This window comes from Klebsiella pneumoniae complex sp. WS1778, from assembly GCF_049472055.1.
Taxonomy (GTDB): domain Bacteria; phylum Pseudomonadota; class Gammaproteobacteria; order Enterobacterales; family Enterobacteriaceae; genus Klebsiella; species Klebsiella quasipneumoniae.
In genome coordinates this window covers 293,852-316,949 of sequence record NZ_JBKGTJ010000001.1, presented here as the reverse complement: position 1 = coordinate 316,949, position 23,098 = coordinate 293,852, and the positions used below count along the sequence as shown (strand labels likewise).

Annotated in this window: 29 protein-coding genes and 2 pseudogenes; 9 read left to right on the top strand and 22 right to left on the bottom strand. The window is 47.7% G+C overall.

Annotated elements, in window-relative coordinates:
* Window positions 1–907 precede the first annotated feature (907 nt).
* Window positions 908–1,267 (bottom strand): hypothetical protein, encoded by a 360-nt coding sequence (locus ACLEXF_RS01655; RefSeq protein WP_042921403.1) that lies wholly within the window; start codon window positions 1,265–1,267, stop codon window positions 908–910.
* 553 nt (window positions 1,268–1,820) lie between these two features.
* Between ACLEXF_RS01655 and ACLEXF_RS01650 the strand changes: the two genes are divergently transcribed.
* Window positions 1,821–1,940 (top strand): small membrane protein, encoded by a 120-nt coding sequence (locus tag ACLEXF_RS01650; RefSeq protein ID WP_139015922.1) that lies wholly within the window; start codon window positions 1,821–1,823, stop codon window positions 1,938–1,940.
* 308 nt (window positions 1,941–2,248) lie between these two features.
* On the opposite strand, the gene ACLEXF_RS01645 is transcribed toward ACLEXF_RS01650, so the two are convergent.
* Both ACLEXF_RS01645 and ACLEXF_RS01640 read right to left on the bottom strand, forming a co-directional pair.
* Window positions 2,249–2,521, bottom strand: a complete 273-nt coding sequence (locus ACLEXF_RS01645; RefSeq protein ID WP_110227683.1) for a hypothetical protein — start codon at window positions 2,519–2,521, stop codon at window positions 2,249–2,251.
* A gap of 97 nt (window positions 2,522–2,618) precedes the next feature.
* Window positions 2,619–2,903: a DUF7681 family protein gene (locus tag ACLEXF_RS01640; RefSeq protein ID WP_032735912.1), complete on the bottom strand. Its 285-nt coding sequence runs from the start codon at window positions 2,901–2,903 to the stop codon at window positions 2,619–2,621.
* 85 nt (window positions 2,904–2,988) lie between these two features.
* Between ACLEXF_RS01640 and ACLEXF_RS01635 the strand changes: the two genes are divergently transcribed.
* Window positions 2,989–3,171, top strand: a complete 183-nt coding sequence (locus ACLEXF_RS01635) for a hypothetical protein (protein WP_012967895.1) — start codon at window positions 2,989–2,991, stop codon at window positions 3,169–3,171.
* Between the two features lie 21 nt (window positions 3,172–3,192).
* Here ACLEXF_RS01635 and ACLEXF_RS01630 read toward each other — a convergent pair whose 3' ends face one another.
* The 18 genes from ACLEXF_RS01630 to ACLEXF_RS01545 form a co-directional block, all read right to left on the bottom strand.
* The gene (locus tag ACLEXF_RS01630; RefSeq protein ID WP_012967894.1) at window positions 3,193–3,369 is read right to left on the bottom strand and encodes a hypothetical protein; all 177 of its coding nucleotides are present in this window, start codon (window positions 3,367–3,369) and stop codon (window positions 3,193–3,195) included.
* A 7-nt stretch (window positions 3,370–3,376) separates the two neighbouring features.
* Window positions 3,377–4,003, bottom strand: a complete 627-nt coding sequence (locus ACLEXF_RS01625) for a glycoside hydrolase family 19 protein (protein ID WP_371334050.1) — start codon at window positions 4,001–4,003, stop codon at window positions 3,377–3,379.
* Window positions 4,003–4,284 carry a phage holin family protein gene (locus ACLEXF_RS01620; protein ID WP_012967892.1) on the bottom strand — a complete coding sequence of 94 codons (282 nt, stop codon included), beginning with the start codon at window positions 4,282–4,284 and terminating at the stop codon, window positions 4,003–4,005. Before ACLEXF_RS01620 ends, ACLEXF_RS01625 begins: the two co-directional genes overlap by 1 nt.
* On the bottom strand, window positions 4,271–4,666 hold the full coding sequence (locus ACLEXF_RS01615; protein WP_004213330.1) for a phage holin family protein: 396 nt from the start codon (window positions 4,664–4,666) through the stop codon (window positions 4,271–4,273). The genes ACLEXF_RS01620 and ACLEXF_RS01615 overlap by 14 nt, the downstream gene beginning before the upstream one ends.
* 543 nt (window positions 4,667–5,209) lie before the next feature.
* Window positions 5,210–5,836, bottom strand: a complete 627-nt coding sequence (locus ACLEXF_RS01610; RefSeq protein ID WP_065762164.1) for a YagU family protein — start codon at window positions 5,834–5,836, stop codon at window positions 5,210–5,212.
* Between the two features lie 252 nt (window positions 5,837–6,088).
* Window positions 6,089–6,904 (bottom strand): antitermination protein, encoded by an 816-nt coding sequence (locus ACLEXF_RS01605; RefSeq protein WP_371334049.1) that lies wholly within the window; start codon window positions 6,902–6,904, stop codon window positions 6,089–6,091.
* Window positions 6,901–7,197 carry a DUF1364 domain-containing protein gene (locus tag ACLEXF_RS01600; protein ID WP_142485516.1) on the bottom strand — a complete coding sequence of 99 codons (297 nt, stop codon included), beginning with the start codon at window positions 7,195–7,197 and terminating at the stop codon, window positions 6,901–6,903. Before ACLEXF_RS01600 ends, ACLEXF_RS01605 begins: the two co-directional genes overlap by 4 nt.
* Before the next feature lie 2 nt (window positions 7,198–7,199).
* Window positions 7,200–7,406, bottom strand: a complete 207-nt coding sequence (locus tag ACLEXF_RS01595; RefSeq protein WP_349443610.1) for a hypothetical protein — start codon at window positions 7,404–7,406, stop codon at window positions 7,200–7,202.
* On the bottom strand, window positions 7,406–8,002 hold the full coding sequence (locus ACLEXF_RS01590) for a DUF1367 family protein (protein ID WP_032416152.1): 597 nt from the start codon (window positions 8,000–8,002) through the stop codon (window positions 7,406–7,408). Before ACLEXF_RS01590 ends, ACLEXF_RS01595 begins: the two co-directional genes overlap by 1 nt.
* 413 nt (window positions 8,003–8,415) lie before the next feature.
* Window positions 8,416–8,649 carry a DinI family protein gene (locus ACLEXF_RS01585; protein WP_257707919.1) on the bottom strand — a complete coding sequence of 78 codons (234 nt, stop codon included), beginning with the start codon at window positions 8,647–8,649 and terminating at the stop codon, window positions 8,416–8,418.
* Window positions 8,650–9,336: 687 nt separating this feature from the next.
* Window positions 9,337–9,912, bottom strand: a complete 576-nt coding sequence (locus tag ACLEXF_RS01580) for a hypothetical protein (protein ID WP_052455098.1) — start codon at window positions 9,910–9,912, stop codon at window positions 9,337–9,339.
* A gap of 271 nt (window positions 9,913–10,183) precedes the next feature.
* On the bottom strand, window positions 10,184–10,819 hold the full coding sequence (locus tag ACLEXF_RS01575) for an RloB family protein (RefSeq protein WP_086556247.1): 636 nt from the start codon (window positions 10,817–10,819) through the stop codon (window positions 10,184–10,186).
* 6 nt (window positions 10,820–10,825) lie between these two features.
* Window positions 10,826–12,166, bottom strand: a complete 1,341-nt coding sequence (locus ACLEXF_RS01570; protein ID WP_052455097.1) for an AAA family ATPase — start codon at window positions 12,164–12,166, stop codon at window positions 10,826–10,828.
* Between the two features lie 553 nt (window positions 12,167–12,719).
* Window positions 12,720–13,022, bottom strand: a complete 303-nt coding sequence (locus ACLEXF_RS01565; protein WP_348889794.1) for a helix-turn-helix domain-containing protein — start codon at window positions 13,020–13,022, stop codon at window positions 12,720–12,722.
* Entirely contained in the window at window positions 13,019–13,756 is a 738-nt protein-coding gene (locus tag ACLEXF_RS01560) for a replication protein P (protein WP_423265702.1), read from the bottom strand. The genes ACLEXF_RS01565 and ACLEXF_RS01560 overlap by 4 nt, the downstream gene beginning before the upstream one ends.
* Window positions 13,753–14,670, bottom strand: coding sequence for a replication protein (locus ACLEXF_RS01555; protein WP_117113979.1), 918 nt, complete (start codon window positions 14,668–14,670; stop codon window positions 13,753–13,755). The genes ACLEXF_RS01560 and ACLEXF_RS01555 overlap by 4 nt, the downstream gene beginning before the upstream one ends.
* A 345-nt stretch (window positions 14,671–15,015) precedes the next feature.
* Window positions 15,016–15,552: a toxin YdaT domain-containing protein gene (locus ACLEXF_RS01550; RefSeq protein ID WP_114501869.1), complete on the bottom strand. Its 537-nt coding sequence runs from the start codon at window positions 15,550–15,552 to the stop codon at window positions 15,016–15,018.
* A gap of 11 nt (window positions 15,553–15,563) precedes the next feature.
* A complete protein-coding gene (locus tag ACLEXF_RS01545; RefSeq protein WP_032712269.1) occupies window positions 15,564–15,785 on the bottom strand; it encodes a transcriptional regulator in 222 nt (73 codons plus the stop codon).
* 120 nt (window positions 15,786–15,905) lie between these two features.
* Here ACLEXF_RS01545 and ACLEXF_RS01540 point away from each other — a divergent pair, with 120 nt between their 5' ends.
* The 7 genes and pseudogenes from ACLEXF_RS01540 to ACLEXF_RS01510 all read left to right on the top strand — a co-directional run bounded on the left by ACLEXF_RS01540 (window position 15,906) and on the right by ACLEXF_RS01510 (window position 21,636).
* Entirely contained in the window at window positions 15,906–16,313 is a 408-nt protein-coding gene (locus ACLEXF_RS01540) for a helix-turn-helix domain-containing protein (protein WP_040088831.1), read from the top strand.
* A 77-nt stretch (window positions 16,314–16,390) separates the two neighbouring features.
* A pseudogene (locus tag ACLEXF_RS01535) lies at window positions 16,391–16,462 on the top strand (hypothetical protein); the annotation flags it as partial.
* A 243-nt stretch (window positions 16,463–16,705) separates the two neighbouring features.
* Window positions 16,706–16,897: a YebW family protein gene (locus ACLEXF_RS01530; protein ID WP_423265701.1), complete on the top strand. Its 192-nt coding sequence runs from the start codon at window positions 16,706–16,708 to the stop codon at window positions 16,895–16,897.
* An 8-nt stretch (window positions 16,898–16,905) separates the two neighbouring features.
* Window positions 16,906–17,061 carry a YdaE family protein gene (locus tag ACLEXF_RS01525; protein WP_023282477.1) on the top strand — a complete coding sequence of 52 codons (156 nt, stop codon included), beginning with the start codon at window positions 16,906–16,908 and terminating at the stop codon, window positions 17,059–17,061.
* 137 nt (window positions 17,062–17,198) lie between these two features.
* Window positions 17,199–20,237 carry a RecE family exodeoxyribonuclease gene (locus ACLEXF_RS01520; RefSeq protein WP_423265700.1) on the top strand — a complete coding sequence of 1,013 codons (3,039 nt, stop codon included), beginning with the start codon at window positions 17,199–17,201 and terminating at the stop codon, window positions 20,235–20,237.
* Window positions 20,200–21,356, top strand: a pseudogene (locus ACLEXF_RS01515) (RecT family recombinase). The gene ACLEXF_RS01520 and the pseudogene ACLEXF_RS01515 overlap by 38 nt, the downstream one beginning before the upstream one ends.
* A 40-nt stretch (window positions 21,357–21,396) precedes the next feature.
* Window positions 21,397–21,636 (top strand): DUF4060 family protein, encoded by a 240-nt coding sequence (locus ACLEXF_RS01510; RefSeq protein WP_022631172.1) that lies wholly within the window; start codon window positions 21,397–21,399, stop codon window positions 21,634–21,636.
* Window positions 21,637–21,856: 220 nt separating this feature from the next.
* On the opposite strand, the gene ACLEXF_RS01505 is transcribed toward ACLEXF_RS01510, so the two are convergent.
* Window positions 21,857–23,074 (bottom strand): tyrosine-type recombinase/integrase, encoded by a 1,218-nt coding sequence (locus ACLEXF_RS01505; protein WP_069734229.1) that lies wholly within the window; start codon window positions 23,072–23,074, stop codon window positions 21,857–21,859.
* Window positions 23,075–23,098 lie beyond the last annotated feature (24 nt).

Sequence of the window (23,098 nt, the reverse complement as noted above, 5' to 3'; positions counted from 1 at the left end):
AAAGCATTGCAATGATGCCAATTTTAAATTCCAACAGCGAATTTATAATAAATAGAAACCATCAAACTAACGAAAAATCACTCTTGCCAAACAAAAATCATTACCAAGAAGATTCAACTACAACCCAAATATTCAACCCGTGTATATAACGCTGCACCGGAACACAAACAAATACACCTTCATTTAAACTTACTGACTTTATTATACTACCCGCAGGAGGAAAAACATCCCCACTCCCAGGCAACTTGTTAATTTGTTCAGTACCATATCGATAATACTCTGGAAGTTGTGGAAGTTTGCACTCAGTCATAATTAGCAGCTCATTTTATAAGAACTCAATGTAGCATGTATGATGAACTAAAAAACCCACATTGCAAACAATATATTTCGTTAAAGTGAAAAACATTGCTTCGCGAGGAGATTTTTTTGTTCACAGCTTCTCTTACCCTCTAAATTCCCTAAGGTTTTACCTAATGTCTTAATTTTGAAATGGTAGAAATATTATGAAAGTTACAGACGTACAATCCATGAAGCATACACTCACTAAGCTTGTTAAATCAGAAACACATTCTACACTTACTTATGACTTTGCTCTGCCATGACAAAGTCTACTGTTCTACCCGTGAGCTCAGGGATGAGCCACTTCCTGTAGTGTCAGACCATCCATTTTTTCTCAAAACCAGTAGAAAAACACCTCGAAATCTGACTAAACTCCGACATTGACTGCCTCTGCAGCGCCCCGTCAATTTGTCGGATTTACTCCACGGGTTTTTTTATCACCTGAAACTGCTGGGCAAAGGCTCCAAGAATCCAGCCCACCAGCGGTACACGTTCCCGGCATCCAGAAGCAGGATACCTGAGAGATGTTATATCCTTCGATCATATGAGGAATGTATCGTAGGTAGTTCTATTCAAAGGTGAGTTCATCAAGCCTTAATGGTTTTCTTATAAAAGCCTTTTGGCATTCGATTATGAGTATCTGCCCCTCGCACAATGAGCAAAACACAGGAGAGGATTTACCGGAATCACCATTTCCACAGGTTAGCTCCTTAACCCCATAAATAGTGCGCTCAATCGTGTTATCTCTGATAAGATTGATATGCCCTGCATGCTTTTCACCTTGTACTATGTATTTAGACTGCTTACCTGTTATACCCTCAGAGAAAATTGCAACCCCTTTATCAAAATCCCAGATAAAAATCTTACGCCCACCGTCAGTTACAAGCATTTCCAGTGTCAGCTTGTCATTCGATGCTGGGTCAGACATTCTTGCATAGCATTTTCTAATCACAACACACCTACCCATTTTTAGGTAGAATATAAGCACACCAGAAGCGGCATTCAACAAGAAAAAATAATCTGTCCTGCATAAGCCAGCTGACCTGCCCACAGTATTAGATACAACCAGAAGATAAAAGGCCTACCGTAATGGAAGGCCTTTATGGGGTTATGCAGTATGTTGTGGTGCCGGGTGCCTCCCGGTAAGTCTGCCCCAGCCAACAGACCTGCGTGTGTGCTCAAAGAGAAAACCTGGCTGGTCGCCCCACCGCACAGGGGGATTCACCACGCATCTACATTAGCTATGCGATAAGTGCATAGTCAATCCGATGTAACCAGTAAAAACACCTCTTTCGGAAAACTGTATATCCTGGCAGACAATAATTAATCATTTCATATTGAATCATTACAAAACCAACAATAAAGTTTCATATCAGGTTTCAAATTAAGAAAAAATTCCAGTTAGGAATTTTCTCACTTAAATCCCACACTACCCCTCATGCGAACCATAATATCCATGGTCCTTAGGAGGGTTAACTCACATGATAACCATACTGATGATAGCGTTAGCTGTAGTTCTTCTTTTAGTTGCAGTGGGTTCACTGGTTTCATACTTGCGAGAAACGAGTAAATATAAAAATACTTTTAAAAAAAGGTATTAACTTTTACCCAATTCTGCACAAAAGGGGTAGTCAACCGGCACTATCCCTGCTTTCTAACTACCGCCTTCCAGTAAGAAGGCCTAAGTCACCCTGGTGTCGCAGAGAACGTCTATACGCAAGATCCATGACCTGATTACACAACCACACTCTCGCAGTGCTCTGCGCCCGTGCCCTTGAGTTCATGTCACATCATCGCCGCTAATAACCAGTACGCGTTTGGCGTTCGCATATCGGGTGACGAAACGCTCAGACTTTCCTACTGCCCGCGGTAAGCAGCCCAACGTGATCAGCGAGTACGACCCATGGGCCTAAGAATATTTAATGGCCACTATCGCAACGATCAGTGCAACCAATGCCACCAGTAGTGACACACCAGTGAGCAGCAACGAGGCCGTATTCATCATCCGCTGGTAGTAAAACTCTCGCATGGCTTTTGTAGTGGACTCGCGGTGTTCAAAATCATTCTTATTAGGATATGCCAGGTCGTAACCGTCTGAGATTTTCCTTTCAATGGAAGCGTGAAGCACGTCGTTCCAGCTATGCGTAAAATTAACAAATGCATCTGTAATTTTCTGTTTCATTGTCATCTCACCCTGATTGTTATTATTGGTGATGATATCAAATAGGATGAAAAAAAAAGCCAACGTATCGGTGGGCTTGTTGTGACATGTCACGGCATCAACAATCGCTATCAGGCCTTGCTATTGCACGACATGCCCACATACAGGCTTCCTGCATTTTGGTGCGCGCGATAGCCATGCAGCGCAAAGCCTCTGCTCTCTCGGTTTCGGCCTGACTACCACGCTCGACAACTTCAGCCGTTGTAACCTCTCGCTCAGTATCGAGCAGACTGCAAAAATGCCGGCTGACACCTTTGAGGCGGTTCATCCGCTCAATGTCGCCAGCGGTTAATGTGCGGTAGCCTTTTACAGTGCTGCCGTCCTGCGGTTTTGCTTCACTCATTTCGTAGCCCTTTCGGTTGTACCTGGTTTGCTTTTACTAGCTCGTAGGTGGATATTGTTGGGAAGGAAAGCATGGAGATAACCAAATGAAACAGATACTATTTACATGGTTTGCTTTTACAAATACCTATGCCTGCATCACCGCCAGCATTAATGTGAACAACTCGCTAATGCTTAATTCAGCTGTGCCGTGGATTGTTGGGGTTTCTCTTGGAGTAATCACCAATTACTTATTGGCTAAAAAACTGAAGGAAAGCGGCTTTCTGTAGGCCTGCTGGTTTCTGGCCAGGTTACTTCTTAACGCTGTCCGGCATCACCGCACCAACAACGCCAGCCAGCGCTACGCCGCCAGCGATGACGGTTTCCTGAATGCCCGGAGGCATCTGATAGCCGAAGACACCGGCAATGACCAGGATGATGCCGCGCCAGGTTGACGGCTCTTTCAGTCGATTAATGAGATAGTTCATATTTCCCTCAAACAAGAATACTTTTTGCCAGGAGATAGCGGGCTTTACGGTCATCAATGCCGTTCTGTCCGCCGTTGATAATCTGATTGACGCGTGTAAGGTCACCGGGATAACGCAAACAGCCGCGTGAGGTATAGAACCAGGCAGCACTGCGCGCCGCATACTCATCCTGTGCCAGCAATTCAGGCTGTTTAACCAGATCAATCTTCAAAGCATTCCCGCATTCGCGGTAATTGTTCAGGCCGGTGGTCTGGATGAGCCCGCGCCCGCGGTAAAACCAGCCGTCTGTTGCCCCGTTATTCCCCATGCGTTTGCTGTACACCAGATTGGCGATCGCTCGTTGCCTCTCCAGTGGCAACGATGGTTCACCCTGCCGGCGGCCGAGCGAATTAGCCTGACCCTGCGTCAGCCGCCCGGCGCGGACAAAATTATTCAAGCCAGCCACGCTATAATTGAAGCTCTCAACAAGCTGGGTAAATCCCGTGCTTTCATGCCCTACCTGGGCAATGAACATTGCCTGGTCGATAGCGGAAGTGATGCCAAACTCTTTCATCGCGGCTGTAATATGCGGAAACCAGCGCGCAGCTAACCCGGCGCTGATGCCAGCCGCTTTCTGGAATTGTGTTTGATTCATTAGTGCCTCAGTGTATCGACCAGACGCGCCACGTTACCCCGAGCCCATAGCACGGCGGCGCATATCATCACGTTTGCCATTACCACCAGCCAGTGGGACTGTACGTAAAGACCGAAGATAAATTGGAAAGGTATGCTCGCGTAAATCAGTACAAGCAAGTAAGCAATGATGGAGATACCAGGGCGATGCCTGGCACCGCGACGTTGATAAAACATCAAAGCGCAGACAATAACGGCACATATCACCGCATTGGCCAGCGCTGCCGGGTCATTTATTACCATTCGAACCTCCTCCCCTTAATCGGGAAAGTAATCCGAACAGGCTGCTCAAGTCCTGGCTGTTAATGAAAGTCAGGACCTTGATGGTGACAGCAGATGCCACCACCGCACCGAGCGCATCAAGCGGACGATCTGTATAGCCTGTCCAGGTAGTAAATTTTGAGCCTAATAATCCGGCAGCCAGAACACCGACAATAAACGACGTCATGAAGTAAGCTATTTGCCTTCCACGTGTCAGGTTTGCGGTCGTTGCCACATAAAACACCGCGCCGCCAAAAGCCCCAAATACCACACCAAAATCGGTGTGGGTGATAACGCCATATACGACGGAACCAATTAAACCGCCGCCAAAAATCAGGCCGGTACCAGTTAAAGGATCGGACATTAAGCCCCCTCTTATTGCTGTGAGTCCTCTCAGAATTGAGGGGAAAAAGAAAAGGCCACGCATAAGCGCAGCCTCAAATGATTTGTACCTCAGCTTTCCGAGGAGACTTATTCATGGCGAAAAAAAGCCCGCTCAGAGGAACGGGCAGAAAGTAGGCATTCTAGGTAGTAACGAAACGAAGGCACTCCTAATAGTCCGAGCTACCGATTTACCAGGAAGCATTCACTTTTGCCGTTACGTTCTATAAACATAGACAGGCAACCGCAGAAGTAAACCTTCCATAAATCTTAAATATGTTATGTGGCAGTGTGGTGCCGGGTGCCTCCCGGTGAGCATGCCCCAGCCGGCATGGCCCGCGCTGCATTTACAGGTTTCTGTAACTGACTGGTCGCCCCTCCGCATAGGGGGATTCACCACATCAATACGTTATGCTGTAAACATAGCTAGCGTCAATACACTCTGCATACATTGCTATCGAAGAGCGACTAATCACAGGCATAAAAAACCCGCATTTTATGCGGGTTTCTGACTTTGCAGCTTAGATTATCTGAATGCTGAATTCAGAGAAACTTCAGCATCCGGTTCGTGCGTAATTCTGTTTCTCAGATCCCGGCGAATTATCTCAATTGACCAGAACCACACCAGGTGACCAAATATTTCAGAAACGTTTTCATACCATGGAAGCTCAATCAACGGAGGGGTTAGGCCCATAAGCGGAAACGAAATCATATGGACAAACAGTTGTGCGAGTGCACCTGCAAGCAAACCCTGCCACAGCTTGATTTTTGGAAACACCTCTGCAACTACACAATACCCAACCGCGAACACGATGGAGAATATGATATGTGTTACGCCTACCCAGTTAAACACATGTCCGGCGAAGGTATAGACAGCCGCATTTGGATCGACCAGCCCTAACCAATCACGCAGAAAAATATAAGGAGGGTTAAGGAAGTTTCTGGAGCAATCAATCTGCCCGGCAACTCGAATTAATGACTCTGGTCCACAGGCACTGGTAAACATATCGACAGGACTACGCGGTGGTAATGGTACTTCAGCACCCCATTTTACAAATGCTGAAACCACCCCAGAAATAAGCCCGATAAACAATGCAACACCATAATGCCGTCTGCGAGGTTCGGTTCGCACAAAAATATCTTTTAACGCCATAAAGCCATCACTTATAAAGAATATTTACAGTTCCTTAATATTCCTTAAGTTTGGCGCATGACATTTTGATTCAGATCACACTTTATAGCCGATTTCAGGCATTTGTTTTCAAAAACATAAAACCCTGCAGTAGCAGGGTTTATATGAATGTTTTCGTTCAGGCGTTTTATTCCACGATTTAAAATATACACGACAACTTCGGACAAAATCAAGCACCTTGCACTTAAAATGCAAAATAATGTGCCCATTTACTCAATCAGCTGTTGCTCGTTGAAACTCTTTATCTGCCCTCTTCTCTTCCCTCCAGCATAGGTCCACCAGCGCATCGCAGAAAGGTTTCCAGTTGCGTGTCCATGTTCGGATGTGCAGGTCTGGGACAAGCGTCAGAATCGCTTTATAAGCAGCCGTAGACGGCATCGTTGAAAAGCCATTCCCCGAACAGCGCTCACAGATTTTATATACCGGTGCTCCCTGCTCTCTTGTCGCTTTGCGGTCCAGAACCCGGCCAGAACCACCACAGCGGCAGCGAGCGTTAATTTTCCCCTTACCGTCACAGGCTTCACACTTAGCGCTTATGATGGCTGTTACTTCAGTCCACTTATCCCAGTCGGAAGGACGGACAGCACGGGATTTTTTCGCCCAATATGGAGCTTTGCCCCACGGGTTAGAGACTTTGCGTTCCGTAGTGGTTGTTTCAATTTTCCCGGTGCCATTGCATACCCTGCAGGCTCCCGTTGTTTCCGCGGAGCGGGAATACTCCGCAAAAGCAAACTTCGCCAAAATCAGGCAGCAGTGCCCCAGCTCTTTACCCGCGGTTTTGCGTACGTTCTTCGGTGCGGTTTCAATCGCATACCGCGCTAGCGCCTGGACGGCCAACTGCTCATCTGTCTTGCTGATGCCAGTCTTTCCAAAGAACGCTGCCAGTCCGAACCTTGCCCTGCTGCTTGTCACCCCAATACCAGCCATAACATCCGTACCGTTGAGACGATCAGGTGATGTGCTTTTCACATCGTCGCTGATGTGCATACCCTGAGGGCTGAAATGTTTTAAGGATCCTTCGAGTTTCATGCTTTCAGTAACCCCTCTTTTTTCCATATAGCCAAAGTTCTGAGCACGCCTTCGGCATGCATCAGACGCAGTTCGTCGCGGGTGTAATCGGTGGTTTTCGTTCTGCCATCAATGAGATCGTGGCAAGCACTGCAGGCTATCGCTCCCTGGATATCATCAGGCTTGCATCCAGTTCCGCAGGTACCCGCCAGGCGGTAATGCGCCAGTACGCTGGTTTCCGGATTGCCATTGCAGTACCCGGGAATACGTACTGTGCATTTGCGGCCTCGGGCCGCTTTGCGAAGGTTCGCCATACTCACTCCCACATCCTGTTACGCCAGCGAGAGTCTGCCCGCGGCGGATTTTTGTCCTCCACCAGCTGCGCGCTGACGGTCCATGTCATAAAGTCAGGGTTTAAGCTTCGTTCGACCTTAACGCCCCGCTGACGATATCTCGCTACCAATTCTTCGGCCTGCTGCGTTGTGCATTCGTGATGGTGAAACCATGAGCGTTTCATCGGCATCACCCCGCGAAACTTAAAAGCTGGTTGGCGGCGTTCTCAGCTTCCTGCAGGCTGTTGAACGAACGAGAGAGGATCCATCGCCAGAGAACATCGAGCGATGCTTTGTACAGTTCCTGGAATTCGCATTCGTCCATGCTGGCGAAAGAAATGCTGCGAGGGTGTTTTTTCAGCGTACCGTCCGGCAGCTGTATGGCGTCATAGTGGCCTGCTTCTACGATGACCCACGCCCGGTAAGCATCGAAAGATTTGCAAATACTGATTGAACCGGATCGCTTCTCGGCTATACGGTCGAGATATTGCCCGGCGGCATCAAGTAACGCCGATTCACTCCCGCCATATGCAGCAAGGTATTTGGCGTAACCTGTGATAAGCCTGCGCTCATTAGACGAAATCGCCCCGCCGGTAGGTTCCCAATATTCAAAACCGAGATTGAGTAAAGCAAAGTAACGGCGGTGAAACGCCGGATTACGGACAAGCTTATAATCGGCTTCCAGAACGGAGCCGAGCTTGCATTTTGATTGCAGAAAATCACTGGTCTCCGGCGTCGCGGGGATCAGGATACCTTGAGATTGTTTTATTAAGTGAAGCTGCGCCATCACGTTCTCCGGTGGCGCATTACTGTCAGGTGGCTGGTTGTTCAGACCAGCACTGCAAGTATGATGTTGCTAACTGTTAAGAGTCAATTTTTAGAGCTCATTTCCTTAATAACCTCCACTAATGATTTTCTTGTCCAGAGGTGTTCATCTTTAGCAATTTTCCTAACCGATACTTCACTATTAATATTCGATAAAAGGATTCTGTCATTCAAAGCTAATCGGAATGAGCACAACACATGTCCGGATCCGTCCGTAATGGTGGCCCACACATTCCCCTGCTGATTTGGGTCAATACCATCTGTCACATTACCCCCTGAGCGACATACAGACGCACTCATAAAAAACGGGTAGCAGCATCAAGGGAAACGCGTATGCGATGCTCTGGGATAAGAGCCGCCACCATCACAATTAAACTAATAAAACCAGTCGTCTGCGCTTTCCCATGTCTCTTGCAGAATTTGCTCAACGTGTTTTTTATCGCCATCAGCGCCGCCCAAAACTCTAAGGCCATCGTTGCTTGTGCGTCTAATGGTTAATTTGCAGTCATCATAAGATTGGGACAAACGGCGCAGCAATTCTTGCTCAAGTGCTGGTATTGCGCCATCAGGGAGTTTTTTATGTTTATCAATTGTAACTTCAACTTTCATGGTTAGCACCCCACAGAGACACTGTATAAATAAACAGTATACCGGTTGCATGAAATGTTCAACCCCTCTGCAGCACTTTTTGCCAACACCATGCTTATGTTTAGATTGATGTTTTTCCATAATAAAAAACCCGCTGAAGCGGGTTTTATCATGCTGCAATGTCTTTTTTCAGCCACATATCAGGTAAATTAGCCCTAACCAGCGCCTCAGCGAACGGGGACGGAACGGCATTTCCGCAGCGGCAACCTGCTTGTCTTTAGCGCACTTCACACTGCAGAAATACATGTCAATTATGTTCCGCCGTGAGAACCCCGATCCGCGTAGATTTTCATTTTAATCAACAATAAAAAAGCCCTCTCCGCAGAGAGGGCTTTTCATTTTTTTGCTCGGAAAACGGATTGGATAACGCAGTAAACAAGACCACAGATATTAGACATTGAGCATCCCGCGAAAATCGTCAGGGCATCATCAGATAGTCCCAGAAGCCCAAGCCCCACGCAGACAAATACTGCATTTACTACAACAACCTGAACAATCATCACGATCAGAAGGGTTATTGCATGCAAATATTTAATCCGGATGTTTTTTACTTTGTGCGCCATGTGTCCCCACTTGGCGCCGGAAGTAAGTCGTCAGTTGCTCAGGCTGACGAGGTAATTATGGCTGGTCACCACTGTAAAATCAAAGCTAATTATCACTTCTTCTTAGGGGTTTTTTCCCGTAAGATTTGACCTTCTTCTCCATCGTGGGAATCACATAATCCCATAAATCACTATCAGGGAACCTATTTTGCTTTCTTACATCTTCCGCGATGTATGCTGCCTTAAGGCCAAGAAGAGAATATTGATACTGACGTTCTTCAAAATAGTCTTTGTAATCAGGAGGATACGCCTCTAACTCCCATGATACTGAAAGCTTTTTCCGTGCGCCTTTCTGTTCCGCTGGCAAGCTACATACCCGGTACATAATGTCGGAGCTAAGTGACCTCCAGTTTCCCTTAATCGAAGAGTAGTCAAGTAGCTCTGGAGGCGAGGTAGTCGGCTGAGCTTCCCCCTGGTCACCAGTATACTCACCATAGTCATTCGCTATTTCTGCACATTTATTTGCATAATCCTCGAGGAGAAATATAAGCTCAGTGCATATAAACTTCCTTTCTGGTGAAGACTGCTTATTTTCTTTATACCACCCGACAAAGTGGTTCGTAGCATGGCCTATAACAGCACCGGCAACCCCTCCGATCATTGATCCAATCCACGCGTCCATAATACCTCCTACTTTTTGTTAGCCTCTTCCATTTCGAGATAGCACGGATCAGATACGCGGGGTGACTGCATGCTCTGCTCGCGGTAGTAGCGGACGCGCTCCATCGAGTAATCGCACATATTCTCTGGCTATTATCTAGCTACCCGCTCCGCTGTCATCGGCATATTCAAACATTTTGTAAGGTCTACCGGAAGTGGCAAGATAAATGTTATATTACTATATTTATAATAAGCCTCAATTCAAACATTGAGGCTTTTATATAATGAAAAAATTACGGCTCAAATGAATCTATAGCATCAAGCAACTCATTCACATTCGTGTAACACCCAAGAAGAAATGGCCTATTAGAATGAGGGGGGGCTGCATTTAAACTTTGTTTATTAAGTGCCTTTGCTCGTTGTCTGGCGTTAGGAATGCCAAGCCTAATTTTCTTATACAATGTAGCATCGGCTTTATTATAATCCTTTATACCCACTGATAGTAAATCTTTTTTCAAAGTAGAGTGCTTCTTTAGATCATCAAAACTTGAGTAAGGCGTATTTTTAAATGCAAAATGTTGCAAAACCCACAATTCAAAACAAATATTTGACAACGCAATATTAATATTGTTTGCAAGGGCTAAATCCCATGCTTCATGGTGTAATGCATGCGGGTATTTAGAGACAGCCTCTCTATCATATACAACCCAAAACTCATCATCACCAGAGGTATAACCACTTTCCTTGTGCTTAATTGCAGCATTTACCAAGGCTATTGGTGTGTTATATTTTATATCCGGTATATGTATAACCTTTGCTTTCTCACTAGCAAATTCATCAATATAACCCTGCAAGTACAGAGGTTCTGTTTTTGTACCTTCGCAAAAAATATGCATTCTTTTTTCTAATTTTCTCACGTTTTTTGCCATGATCCATCACCTTAAATCTTCAGGAATATCATCGATGTCACCAAATACTGTTAAATCAGTATCTTCAGACTTTTCATCTGTCAAAGAAATAAAGAAATCCTTTATTTTCATATAGTTAATAAGTGGAACACCTCCAAAGCGCCCTTCATCATACCACTTATTAAAAGGTGAATTTGCCTTAACCTTTTCTTTATCAAACTCATCTAAACTATAAACTTCGGTTACACCTTTTTTCTTTTCAGTAAACCAAATCTGATCTCTTCTCATATTTTCTGATTTCATCAACTCAATGTTATGAGTAGTAAATATGAGTTGAGAACCTACTTTATTGACTTCACTATCGTTAAACAGTCGGATTAAAAGTGCAGCCAAGTGTGGATGCATGCTGTGGTCGATTTCGTCAATAATTAATACACGATTTATAAAAAAACCAGAAAGGAGTGCAGGGGTTAATTCAAATAACCTACGGGTCCCTGCTGATTCATTTTCAATATCTATATCAGCACATTCCCCGCCTTCCATGTCATGCTCAAACTTAAAGCTAAATCGATTTTCCGCCAAAATTCTACGCTTCATTTCTTCTGGCATTTCATCAGGTAGCTTAATATCCAACTCTTTATTTTCAACAATCCTTAATTTGTTTATACCCGTATCTACCAATGATAAGAAGTCACCGGCAAAACGAATAAGTATGTCTCTAAATTTCTCATCCTCAAGATGAAGTACATTGAAACTAGAATCCATTCCAATAGGACAAATTAACTGCGAAAAATACTCATATACTACCTTAGCGATTTCGGGAGCCTCAGCAACGGTGCCGATCTTCGATAGATATGAGTTATTTTTAGAAAATGGAATTTTCTTTACTCCACCCTTGAATTGCGCCCCAAACTTAATGTTTTCCCAACCATTATTCACACGATAGAACAAATTCGAAGATTGCTTGGAGTAAAAACAATCTAAACTCTCCAATATAATTTCTTTTTGAAGATAATGTATTTTATATTTATATTTTAAATCATTAACCACAAAGTCAATTTCAAACTTAACTGGCTTTGAGATTGTTGTTTGACAAAGAGAATATGGTTCAAAACAAGGGATATCCTCACCCTCTTTCAATGAAAAGCTATCCTCAACAAGATAATTTAATGCAGAAAATACCTTTAGAAGATTTGACTTCCCTGAAGCATTGGGACCATAAATTCCAACGGTACGAACAACCCGCTCATTGCTTTTGGGGAGCACAAGTAAATTATTGCTTAAGTGGTTACTTGTTGAACTTCGCAAGTCAAAGTTAACCTCTTCTTTGATCGACCTAAAGTTCTCAACTTTTAAGGAAACTATCATGACACAATCCTCTAAAACGTGATTTTACAGCCAAAAAATGACAAAAAAAGCCCAATCACGAGAGTGTAATCTAACAAAAGATACTTTTATACAACTTTTTCTTGGTTTTGTACCCTTATAAGCACAAGAAGAATACAACCGTCATATTGGGTTACTACAAGAGTTGGGCAGATCCCTTCGGAAGACGATTCTGCCCGATAGTTGCCTCACCCTTTCCCACAGACCTAAGCCAGTGGGGCAGTCTGAAAGCTAGAAACATATCTCGATGGTTTCCATTGCTGCTATGTGTTCGCTCATGATGATTTTCCTAGATTTGACCAAAAACTGATTTTGCCATCAGATGGGTGGCAGTTAATCAAGTCGATAATTTCTTCAGCTGTCTCTTTACCGTCGAAATGCTCACCAGAGGACATTTTCAGAGTTAAAATGCCATTCGGAGTCATGCTTACTATGTCCTCTGCAGCATGAAATATAGGATCGAAAACTGTTTCAAGTTCCCAGCCATATTTGCTCTGGAGCTTTAGCGTTATAATTTGTAATAATTTGATAAAAATCAGTTACTTACCCCAGTCAGGCACTGGTTGAACAGGTTGGTCATTGGGTTTACGCCGCCAGGACGCTGGCGATACTGATCAGACGGATCGCTTTCGGTTACGGCTGTCGTGTCGATCAGGGTGTAGCGATAGCTCCTGCACTCACCCTCACGCTTAACCTGGCCGTCACGGTTCATCTGCCAAAGGGAGGAATTGACCACTGCAGAATCAAGACCGGTGCCGCGGCGGATATCCTGAAAGCTGCATCCAGGATGCAGGCCGATGAAGTTAATAACGGCTTGTTTGCCAGAGTTCTTTTTCATGACCGCCCTCTCCCCAGTCCAAATTTCGCCCGAATTTCTGCGATTTTGTTTAACCCCTGCTCCTGACTTAATGGCCGGCCACCAAGTTTTGGAATCTGCTTAACCGGCTCTGGAATCGCTTCTCCTACGCTTAAACGACGCACCATACGCAGCAGCTCATCCTGCGCCTTACATCGCAGCTCAATGTCGCTGAGGCCGTTTGCGCGCATGTCTGCGTACAAACCAGTAACCATCCAGTAGCAGGCTTTGTGTTTCAGCGTTAACGGTTCGATTTTGTGCTCAGGCCATGGGTACGACTCAGCGTCTGGATACTGGCCGCGGGTGCGGCAATACTGGTAAACCATTTCAACCAGCTCACTCGCATCTGGCAGGCCTACAGTTACCGCCTCCTCAGAACGACACCAGGCGACGAACTGTCCCGGTGATGGCATGAATGGTTTTTCCTGTTTGCGCGCAACCCGCATCCCTGCGTTAATCTGCTCAACTGTGGTGATCCCGTTCTCTTTGAACGCCAACAGCCACTGGCGACGCATCTCGTTAAGGTCTTCCACAGATTTGTTGGCCAGCACAGGGAATACGGCAAGCAGTTGGCGGAACAGCTCGTTGAAGATCTCCGCAGTCTTGGCCGCCTGGCGCTTTACTGCATGCTCGTCCTGCATTTCAGGAAGCCCGGCAGCCACACGCTGGAAATTTTCCCGGTCGAAGTTGTGCATGGTTTCAGCGATTGATTTCATTCGAGTACCCCGTCGATCCAGTCGGTATTGTCCAGCGCACTGGCGCCTGATGTGGTTTTTGATGGACCATGGCTGCGCAGGCGTTGAGTTGTGAGTTGGTCCCACTTCTTACGTAGTTTTGAGGGGCAGAGGATGTTTCCCTGCCAGAAACCGTCCTCATTTGCCCACTTGAACAGTTCGCAGATTTCATAGTGCGTGCGCTTGTCCTGCAGGCGCATCAGGCGGATGGCATTCGCCCATTCAACCCAGTTCGGCTCTGAGAGGGAGGCATTCACGGTGAGAGCTTTATCGAAAATCCATCGTGCGGCTTTGAGGTCGTCAGCTGTTCCCCAGGATTTACCTGCAGGGGTATAAATCCCATCGGCCGCTTCTGGATGACGAGAGAGAAACTTCAAAGTTTCCTCGTTTCGGGATTCTTTAGAATTCCGAGACGAAGATCTTTTAATATTGTTTTTGTTATAGTCTTGGGTGTCTACCGTTTCCGGGAAGGTTTTTCCCGATTCCGGGAAGGAAATTCCCGTTTTCGGGAAGAGTTTTCCCGTTTTCGGTTTGTCCAAAATCCAGGCGGATAGCTCAGTATTTATACCGACAGTTTTCATCACACCATGCTTGTGACTAAAAATAATTCCCCGTGCTGCGAGTAGCTTTATCGCATCTGAAACATGAGAATCACTCAACCCGGTTAACTCAGAAATGACGGTATTTGTCACCCGATCCTGTTTTTTGTTCCATCCGTAGGTAAGCCAGATAACAGCCTCAAGACACTGCCACTCGCGCCCGGACATACGCAGCCGCGGCTTGAGTTTCTGTATCTCATTGGCGATTCTGGTGTAGCCGTTGGACAGGTCGGCCATGCGACCTCCCGTTAGTTCGGTTTTGATTGGAAAATTGATAACTTCAGCGGTATTTGACATACTTCATCCCGTGAATTGACCCAATTAATTCACCCGAAGACTGGCTGTGTTGGCGCACAACAGTCTTCACCCTTTCAGAACAACCCAGCCTGGTCGCCGCCCTTTCGCACTTTGCGCTTTGCTTCCCGACGTTCAGCTGCGCTGGTCTGCTTCTCAGCCCATAACTTTGCGTGTCGCATAACATCGTCAAACATTCCCCCTTTGCGGCTTGCCTGTGACATCCGCTTGTACATATCGACCGCCAGGTATGCCCCCCCTGAGCCACTGCTTGCGTGAAGCCTTGGCGAAGAAGTTCCTCGCGGACGTTCTTCTCAATAAATTCGATGTGATTCATGGATACCCCGCTTACATCACGCCGAGCATTGAGCTCACGATCGTCATCAGTGCTCCTGTCTGCTCAGGCATTAGCCTGAAAAGCGACGCTATACCCTCGCTCACTTCCTTCAGTTTCTGGTGCTCTGGCGCGTTCAGCATCACCGCCTGCTTTGCTTCAGCGCATTCCTTCATGGCCGAAGACAGGCGCGACAAAATATCGTCCTGAGGCATCAGGCGATGGCGGAACTCCAACGGAAGAACGGTCATGATTGCCGGGGTAAGAAGGCGAACGTACTCGCGATAGCGCTCAGACTCGGCCGGATTGTCCAAGTAGCGAAAAAGCTTCTGGCGGGCACGGCTGATGTCATCAGGAAACTCGATCTCCTCGCCGCCCTGTTGTCGCCACTCATCGATGATGTATGCCGAGACAACATCCTGCCCTTCAGCTGCTGCCCAGGCGCGAACGGCAGAGCGAATACCGTCGTGATCTGACTCTCTCAGCTGATTTCGCTTTATCAGGGCGCCGGCGTTGAATCCGGTATTTTGTTGAAAGGATAGTGTTTGCATGGTCCGTCTCCCTATTTCGGCAGGCCATCAGTCGGGTTTGGGTATGACATAGGGTCTACCTCATGAGGAGTTACTTCCCAGTCAAGGATCTGGCAAAGAGGAATAACGCGCCTTGGTGGAATGTTCCCTTTCCTCAGCCACTTACCTACTGCCTGAGAAGACACACCGAGTTTTTCGCCAATGCCTACCTGGGACATGCGATTACTAATTTTTTCTTTGGTTTGTTTGTCCATCGAGGTTTTCCAGTTTCAAGTGATTGTGGCTGGAGAATAACATTTAAAACTTTAGGTTCCAACAAAAATCAAACCAATAGTTCTACTGAATTGCGAAACCATTGGTTGTAAAATGGAAAAATGAATAAAAACTCTCACCCAGTGTTTGCCAAACGCATCCAGCAAGTAATGGATGAAAACGGCTGGACGATGGCCGACCTTTCTCGGCGCGTGATGCTTTCGCACACATCGGTGCGGAAGTGGGCTAATGGCGCTTCTGTAGCAAGTGGCGAACGTCTAAAAAGACTTTCAGCTGCCACAGGCAGGCCTGAGCATTGGTTTTTCATGGACCCTAACGATGAAGATGCAAACTCTTCAAGTAGTGTTCCACGGGTTTTGGATGAGAAAGAAGAAACTCTCCTTTCTCTCTTTAACCAATTACCAGAGGCTGAAAAGCTTCGTCTGATTCTGCACACCAAAGCAGTGCTTCATGAAATTGACCATCTAAAGAATGATGTTTTCGACATCATGAACGATTTGAAAAAGTAATCGGTCACCTCCCCCCAAACTAAAAGGCACCCACTGGGTGTTTTTTTAAAACCCAAAAATGCAACCAAAAGTTCTATTTTAGCTTTACACATCGAACCAATGGTTGTATCTTTCCCTTCATCGACAACAAACGCATTGTTGTCAGGTGTTAAACGTTCCGCTGGCCGGCGACAAGGCAGAGGTTGAAATGAGTAAACAAGGCATCAGAGCCATGGTCATTTCGGCAGTAATTGGGCTCTTCATCTGGATCGCGCTTTTCTGCGCACTGAGGGAGTTATTTACATGATTGATTTCGCACGCAAACCCGTTCGTCAGCAGGCTGTTCGTTTAAGTCCGCTGTCAGCTTTCATCCGCCGGGTGTGCTACATGCTCGCGCAAAAAGGAGACCCTTCATGAGCACGATGTTTGCCCTGGTTCTCACCGTCAGCATGCTGACGGGCGGTAATCAGGATGTCCTGCTCGGCGTTTACGACAGTGAGAATGACTGCAAGGCAGCTGCAGAAGAGCAACACGTGAAAGCCGAATGTTATCCGCTGAAAGGTGTACTGGACGAGCATCCGGCCGGGTTCACGGTACATATGTAGGGGGAAGAATGCAGAAGAAATGCGGTTATTGCCGTAAAGCAATCGAGGGAAAACCAGTAGTAAGCACCCTGTTATATCTCCAGGGGAACCAGCTCGCACGGAAAGAAAAAGAGTATTGCTCTGAACGTTGCGCCTCTCACGACCAGATGGCTCACGAGGGCTAACGTAAACCCGCCGAAGCGGGCTGTACGTCCGGTGCCACCGACCAAAGTTACACCGGAAATTACCAAAACCAATGACCACCCTGAATGGGCGCTACCAATGGCCCGGGGGATTCTACATCCAAAATAGAGGCTATCACATGGAATATTTTTATCTGATAAAAGCGACTCAAAAATCGGGTAAAGCTGATGCCGTAATCTGGCGTACCAATAAATCAGAAGCTCGCGCCCTTCTGCAGCTGGACGTCGATCTGGAAGACGCTGGGATCGAAACAGGCCGCGGCAAAGACTATCAAAAACCAATTCGCACCGATTTCCCGGTATTCAATGACCTTCAGGCGGAAGGTGTTCTCGATTACTCATGGTGCCAACGCTACCAGCTCGGCGACGATGGTCGCACCTGGGCTCTGAAGCCAGGTCAGGCGCCTGCGGAGCATCACATCAATGATGCCGGAGTATCCGCTGAGCCCGTTAGTGGCGAGCTGGTTGATGCCAATACTAATGGCGACGCGGCACAAGGTGAGACCGTGGAAACTTTCGGTAGTGACGAATACCAGGACGATTCCAGCGCGCTTTTTAACGTGGCCGAGCTCCCCTTTCGCGCTCAGCTGCTGGCGCAGTACATGGCCGAAGAACGTCACGTTTATCATATCAGCATGCCTCACCGGCAGGAGCTGTCAGCTCTTGAAATGGACACTGATAACACAGCCGTCCAGGATCTGATTCTGGCCGCCGAGAATGTCCCTGAAATCAAAAAATACGATATGCCGGCGCTCTGGAAATTCACCAGCGCCAATAAAAAAGTCTTCCCGGAAGGGAAACGGCATGAGCTCGGCAAACGTATCCAGTTTGCAAAGCTGTGGTTCGCCACGAACGCGATCGACCGCGGCATTCTCACCAGGGAATGGGCTGCCGGTAACTGCATTTCTTCGGTTATGAAAACTGATGCAGGTACGAATGCTGGCGGCGGTAATAAAACCGATCGCAACCCTGACTACACCCATACCCTTGATACGCTCGATGTAGAAATAGCCCTGGCCACAATGCCAATGGATTTCGATATCTACAATTTCCCGGCATCAATTCACCGCCGGGCCAAAGAGATCGTTCAGAAGAAAGAAAGTCCGTTCAAGGAATGGTCTGCAGCGCTGCGCAAGGTCGCAGGCATCCTGGATTATTCACGCGCAGCCATTTTTGCCCTTATTCGTGGCGCCACCAGCGATATTCACCATTTCCCGGTAAGCCTGCAGACCTATATCAATGCGAACCTGACCGAGCATAAGCATGACGCCCCTTCTGCTGAGACGCTTGAAAAAGCCGGTCATGTTTCATTTGCCGCCGTCACTCTGGACGCTGTGAAAAAGGCTATCGATGGAGATGAAGGTGTGCCTGACCTGGAAACTCTCCCAACTGACTTTCAGGTAATTGGCACCGAACTGGTGAAAGAAGCTCAAAAGAAACGTCCTGACGCTGATCAGGTTCTGGCCGCCGAACGTGGCGAATATGTCGAAGGTATCAGTGACCCCACGGATCCGAAGTGGATAACCGAAGACCTTACCAAACCCAGAGCCCCGGAAATTTCAAATCTCGGCGGCGGAATGTTTTCAATTGAAGGCCTTATGACTTCACCGGCTACTAATGCCACCGAAGAAGGAACCACCAGCAATGTGCAGATGGAAACGGCTCAGCCGGTCGAAGACGAAAATGATAATACGGTATCAGCAGGCGAAGGCGCTGATGAGCCTCCTGCGCAAACAACTGCCGTGAACATGAGCAAAATACTGGCTGAACGCTGCCCGGATCTTACCGCCGAAGTGCTGAAAAGCCAGGTTTCCGAGAGTGCTCATAGCGATGAAGAGGAAGTGGCTGAACAAGCAGCGCCAGCATGGCCGGAGTATTTCGAGCCTGGTCGATATGAAGGCGTGCCAAATGAGATCTACCACGCCGCTAACGGTATCAGCTCCACGATGGTTAAAGATGCACGGGTATCGCTGATGTATTTCGAGGCACGCCACGTATCTAAAACCATCCAGAAGGTACGCTCCCCTGTTCTGGATATGGGAAATCTGGTGCATGCACTGGCGCTGCAGCCTGAGCAGCTGGAAACAGAGTTCAGCATCGAGCCGGAAATCCCGGAAGGCGCCTTCACCACGACTGCGACGATCCGCGCGTTTATCGACGAATACAACAACGGGCTTCCGGTTTTGCTCAGCGCAGATGACATCAAGAGATTCTTGGAGGAATACAACGCGACCCTGCCCGCCCAGGTTCCTTTGGGTACATCAGTTGAAGAAACCGGCCAGGGTTATATGTCTTTGCCTGCTGAGTTCCAGCGCATTGAAGACGGTCAAAAGCAAACCGCTACCGCAATGAAGGCATGCATCAAGGAATATAACGCTACTCTGCCCGCCCAGGTGAAAACCAGCGGCAGCCGCGATGCCTTACTGGAACAGCTGGCAATCATTAACCCTGACCTGGTTGCTCAGGAAGCACAGAAGGCGCAGCCGCTGAAAGTCTCTGGCACAAAGGCCGATCTGATTCAGGCCGTGAAATCGGTTAAACCGGATGCCGTGTTTGCCGATGAGCTGCTGGATGCATGGCACGAAAACCCTGAAGGAAAAGTGCTGGTTACCCATCAGCAACTAAGTACTGCGCTGGCCATTCAGAAAGCACTCCTGAATCACCCGACCGCCGGCAAGTTATTGACGCACCCGAGCCGTGCCGTCGAGGTGAGCTATTTCGGCATTGATGAGGAAACCGGGCTGGAAGTTCGCGTGCGTCCTGACCTTGAGATAGACATGGGCGGCCTGCGCATCGGTGCGGACCTTAAAACCATCAGCATGTGGAACATCAAGCAGGAAGGCCTGCGCGCCAAATTGCACCGGGAAATCATCGAGCGCGATTACCACCTGAGCGCGGCTATGTACTGCGAAACCGCAGCCCTTGACCAGTTCTTCTGGATATTCGTTAACAAAGACGAGAACTACCACTGGATCGCCATCATCGAGGCATCCGAAGAACTGCTGGAACTCGGCATGCTGGAATATCGCAAAGCAATGCGTGTCATCGCGAACGGTTTCGACACTGGCGAATGGCCGGCGCCAATCACTGAGGATTACGCCGAAGAACTCAACGATTTTGATGTGCGCCGTCTCGAAGCGCTGCGCGGACAGGCATAAGGGGATATGACGATGGAAAACACCAATATTGTTACCACTGAGCAACAGGCTCCAAATACCATTTCTGCCAGTAACGCCATCTTCAATGTGCAGGCGCTCGGCCAGCTAACGGCATTTGCAAACCTGATGGCAGATTCTCAGGTGACGGTACCTGCACACCTCGCGGGTAAACCAGCCGATTGCATGGCGATCGTTATGCAGGCAATGCAATGGGGCATGAATCCCTACGCAGTAGCGCAAAAAACGCATCTGGTAAACGGTGTGCTTGGGTATGAAGCCCAATTGGTCAATGCGGTAATCGCCAGCTCAAGCGCCATTCATGGCCGCTTTCACTATCGTTACGGCGGCGACTGGGAGCGCTGCACCAGGACTCAAGAGGTCACCCGGGAAAAGCACGGCAAAAACGGGAAATACAATGTCACCGAGCGTGTACGAGGTTGGACAGATGAGGACGAAATCGGGTTATTCGTCCAGGTCGGCGCGATTCTGCGCGGTGAATCAGAAATCACTTGGGGGGAGCCACTTTATCTCTCTGGAGTCGTCACACGTAATTCTCCTTTGTGGGTTTCTAACCCGAAACAGCAAATCGCTTATCTGGGCGTCAAATACTGGGCTCGCCTGTACTGCCCGGAAGTCATCCTGGGTGTTTACAGCCCGGATGAAGTTGAACAAAGACCCGAGCGAGAAATAAACCCGGCGCCGGCGCAAAGAATGTCTGTGGCAGAGATCACCAGAGGAACAGACATCACCACCAGCACGCAGGATGCAGCTCTCAATATTTCCCTGGCAGATGATTTCCGTGACCGCATTGAGCGCGCCGAATCGGTCGATGCAGCAAAAGCCATCAGGGCGGATCTGGATAAAGAGAAAGCTGTGTTGGGCACTGTTCTTTTCACCGAGCTGAAAGGTAAAGCCGTGCAGCGTTATTTCATGGTAGACGCCCGAAACAAAGTTGAGGCCGCGATCAACTCTCTACCCAATCCCGGAGAACCGGAAGCCGTCGAACTGTTCGCTAAAGCTGAAGGCATTCTCAACGGCGCGAAACGCCACCTCGGCGATGAACTGTATGACCAGTTCCGCATCACCCTGGACGACATGAAACCGGAATACGTGGGCTAACCAGATCGGGAGAGGAAACTCTCCCGATAAAGGAATGTATATGCGATTGATTAACCGAAGCAGACACTCCCCTCTGGGCCGCCAGGCGTGCGATGCCGCGCTGGCAAAACACGTTGAGCTTTATGGAGCTTACGGGCGACAGAAAACGAAGAGAACTTATACGGTGGTGGTTCAAGGCTCAAAGATCACTGTAGAAGTTGTTAACAGAAAAAGTAGCTATGTGGCCACAGCCATGAGCTGCGCGCGCCGGCTACACCATCTGCCTGGACAATGTAACTAAGGGGTTTTTATGACTAATACATCTCATAAATCAGATGAAATTTTGATAACCGATGACGTTCTGTCCAGATACAAAATATCGCGCAGCACACTCTATTTCTGGAGCACCCCATCCCGGATGCCCTCTTACTTTGCTCAGCCATTCCCGCAGCCTAAAATAAATGGCAGCCCTAAAAGGTGGAGACTTTCAGACCTGCTGGCCTGGGAAGATAACGTGGGGATCAAACCAGAGGCTGACCAACCAGCTTCTCAAGGTGATCCTGCCAAACAGCAAGCCAGTGACGCTGATCATCCAGATAATCATGCAGGTTATAACGTGCCATGACACCTGCCATATGATGGCCAAGCAGTTTTTCCACAACATGTGGCGGCGCACCTAATTCAGAAAGGCGTGTCGCCACTGTTCTTCTGAGGTCATGGAGAGACCAGGGCTTCATGCCTGTTTTAGCTATAATCTGAGCAGAAAACAGAGCGACGTTTGGTTGTAGTGGCGGTCTGTCATCTTCTGGCCCTCTGTAGCGTGACAGTGTCACAACGTGTTTCGAAACTGACGTTTGCTTCTCTGCTAACATCATTCTTACTACTGCCTCGGGAAGTGCCCTTCTGACCGATTTCCCGGTTTTATAATCGCTTGCCGGAATGGTCCACGTTTGCTCATGGAAATCGAACCACTCCCATCTTGCTGTCCTGATCTCCGTACTCCGGCAGCCAGTCATGATGAGAAACTTCATTATCAGCTGTTGTCTGTACTTCAATTCAGGAAGGATGTTCCAAACTGTTTTGATTTCCTCATCACTCAATCTGCGATCTTTTACGGATGCTGTGAGACCTACGTCAGAGCGCCTAAGGCTCTCAATTGGGTTCACATTAATTACCCCTCTATTGGAGCAAAAACGGAACGTACGCTGCATCAGCCCAAGCATCTGACCAGTGACAACTCTTCGCCCCATGCCATCAAAAAGGTTAAGCCAGTGTGCTTTAGTGGTCTGATCAACAATCATGTTCCCCAGCACAGGCGCTATATGGTTATTGAAGTCCCGCCGGTTAACCTTGATTTTCACAAGACCTTCAGGGATGCAGTAATACTTTTCCCAGTAATCGAAAGCCTCTTTGACGGTGAGCGCTTCGACTTTTTTCTGTTTCTCCAGAACTGTTTGCCGTCTCGGATCGAGTCCCTCTGTCAACCAGGCCCTGAACTGCTGTCTACGTTCGCGAGCTTGAGATAAGGAGGTGGTGGGATAATCGCCAATCGTTAGCTGAGCGGCTTTCCCGTTCCATCTGTAGCGGTAAAAGAATGTTATACTGCCGGAAGTAGACAACCGGACATTCAGACCATGAGCGTCCGATATGACCTCGATCTGGTCTCTCTTTTTGCCAAGAGCTTTTCTTAATTTTGTGTCGGTAAGCAATGTGTACACTCCGGAAGATGATATACACATCAGTGTACACATTTTGGTTAAATT

Bases quoted from the DNA above. Each gene is read 5' to 3' on its own strand.
- ACLEXF_RS01655 (WP_042921403.1), bottom strand. From the start codon at position 1,267: ATGTCTGACCCAGCATCGAATGACAAGCTGACACTGGAAATGCTTGTA.
- ACLEXF_RS01650 (WP_139015922.1), top strand. From the start codon at position 1,821: ATGATAACCATACTGATGATAGCGTTAGCTGTAGTTCTTCTTTTAGTT.
- ACLEXF_RS01645 (WP_110227683.1), bottom strand. From the start codon at position 2,521: ATGAAACAGAAAATTACAGATGCATTTGTTAATTTTACGCATAGCTGG.
- ACLEXF_RS01640 (WP_032735912.1), bottom strand. From the start codon at position 2,903: ATGAGTGAAGCAAAACCGCAGGACGGCAGCACTGTAAAAGGCTACCGC.
- ACLEXF_RS01635 (WP_012967895.1), top strand. From the start codon at position 2,989: ATGAAACAGATACTATTTACATGGTTTGCTTTTACAAATACCTATGCC.
- ACLEXF_RS01630 (WP_012967894.1), bottom strand. From the start codon at position 3,369: ATGAACTATCTCATTAATCGACTGAAAGAGCCGTCAACCTGGCGCGGC.
- ACLEXF_RS01625 (WP_371334050.1), bottom strand. From the start codon at position 4,003: ATGAATCAAACACAATTCCAGAAAGCGGCTGGCATCAGCGCCGGGTTA.
- ACLEXF_RS01620 (WP_012967892.1), bottom strand. From the start codon at position 4,284: ATGGTAATAAATGACCCGGCAGCGCTGGCCAATGCGGTGATATGTGCC.
- ACLEXF_RS01615 (WP_004213330.1), bottom strand. From the start codon at position 4,666: ATGTCCGATCCTTTAACTGGTACCGGCCTGATTTTTGGCGGCGGTTTA.
- ACLEXF_RS01610 (WP_065762164.1), bottom strand. From the start codon at position 5,836: ATGGCGTTAAAAGATATTTTTGTGCGAACCGAACCTCGCAGACGGCAT.
- ACLEXF_RS01605 (WP_371334049.1), bottom strand. From the start codon at position 6,904: ATGAAACTCGAAGGATCCTTAAAACATTTCAGCCCTCAGGGTATGCAC.
- ACLEXF_RS01600 (WP_142485516.1), bottom strand. From the start codon at position 7,197: ATGGCGAACCTTCGCAAAGCGGCCCGAGGCCGCAAATGCACAGTACGT.
- ACLEXF_RS01595 (WP_349443610.1), bottom strand. From the start codon at position 7,406: ATGCCGATGAAACGCTCATGGTTTCACCATCACGAATGCACAACGCAG.
- ACLEXF_RS01590 (WP_032416152.1), bottom strand. From the start codon at position 8,002: ATGGCGCAGCTTCACTTAATAAAACAATCTCAAGGTATCCTGATCCCC.
- ACLEXF_RS01585 (WP_257707919.1), bottom strand. From the start codon at position 8,649: ATGAAAGTTGAAGTTACAATTGATAAACATAAAAAACTCCCTGATGGC.
- ACLEXF_RS01580 (WP_052455098.1), bottom strand. From the start codon at position 9,912: ATGGACGCGTGGATTGGATCAATGATCGGAGGGGTTGCCGGTGCTGTT.
- ACLEXF_RS01575 (WP_086556247.1), bottom strand. From the start codon at position 10,819: ATGGCAAAAAACGTGAGAAAATTAGAAAAAAGAATGCATATTTTTTGC.
- ACLEXF_RS01570 (WP_052455097.1), bottom strand. From the start codon at position 12,166: ATGATAGTTTCCTTAAAAGTTGAGAACTTTAGGTCGATCAAAGAAGAG.
- ACLEXF_RS01565 (WP_348889794.1), bottom strand. From the start codon at position 13,022: ATGAAAAAGAACTCTGGCAAACAAGCCGTTATTAACTTCATCGGCCTG.
- ACLEXF_RS01560 (WP_423265702.1), bottom strand. From the start codon at position 13,756: ATGAAATCAATCGCTGAAACCATGCACAACTTCGACCGGGAAAATTTC.
- ACLEXF_RS01555 (WP_117113979.1), bottom strand. From the start codon at position 14,670: ATGTCAAATACCGCTGAAGTTATCAATTTTCCAATCAAAACCGAACTA.
- ACLEXF_RS01550 (WP_114501869.1), bottom strand. From the start codon at position 15,552: ATGCAAACACTATCCTTTCAACAAAATACCGGATTCAACGCCGGCGCC.
- ACLEXF_RS01545 (WP_032712269.1), bottom strand. From the start codon at position 15,785: ATGGACAAACAAACCAAAGAAAAAATTAGTAATCGCATGTCCCAGGTA.
- ACLEXF_RS01540 (WP_040088831.1), top strand. From the start codon at position 15,906: ATGAATAAAAACTCTCACCCAGTGTTTGCCAAACGCATCCAGCAAGTA.
- ACLEXF_RS01530 (WP_423265701.1), top strand. From the start codon at position 16,706: ATGAGCACGATGTTTGCCCTGGTTCTCACCGTCAGCATGCTGACGGGC.
- ACLEXF_RS01525 (WP_023282477.1), top strand. From the start codon at position 16,906: ATGCAGAAGAAATGCGGTTATTGCCGTAAAGCAATCGAGGGAAAACCA.
- ACLEXF_RS01520 (WP_423265700.1), top strand. From the start codon at position 17,199: ATGGAATATTTTTATCTGATAAAAGCGACTCAAAAATCGGGTAAAGCT.
- ACLEXF_RS01510 (WP_022631172.1), top strand. From the start codon at position 21,397: ATGCGATTGATTAACCGAAGCAGACACTCCCCTCTGGGCCGCCAGGCG.
- ACLEXF_RS01505 (WP_069734229.1), bottom strand. From the start codon at position 23,074: ATGTGTATATCATCTTCCGGAGTGTACACATTGCTTACCGACACAAAA.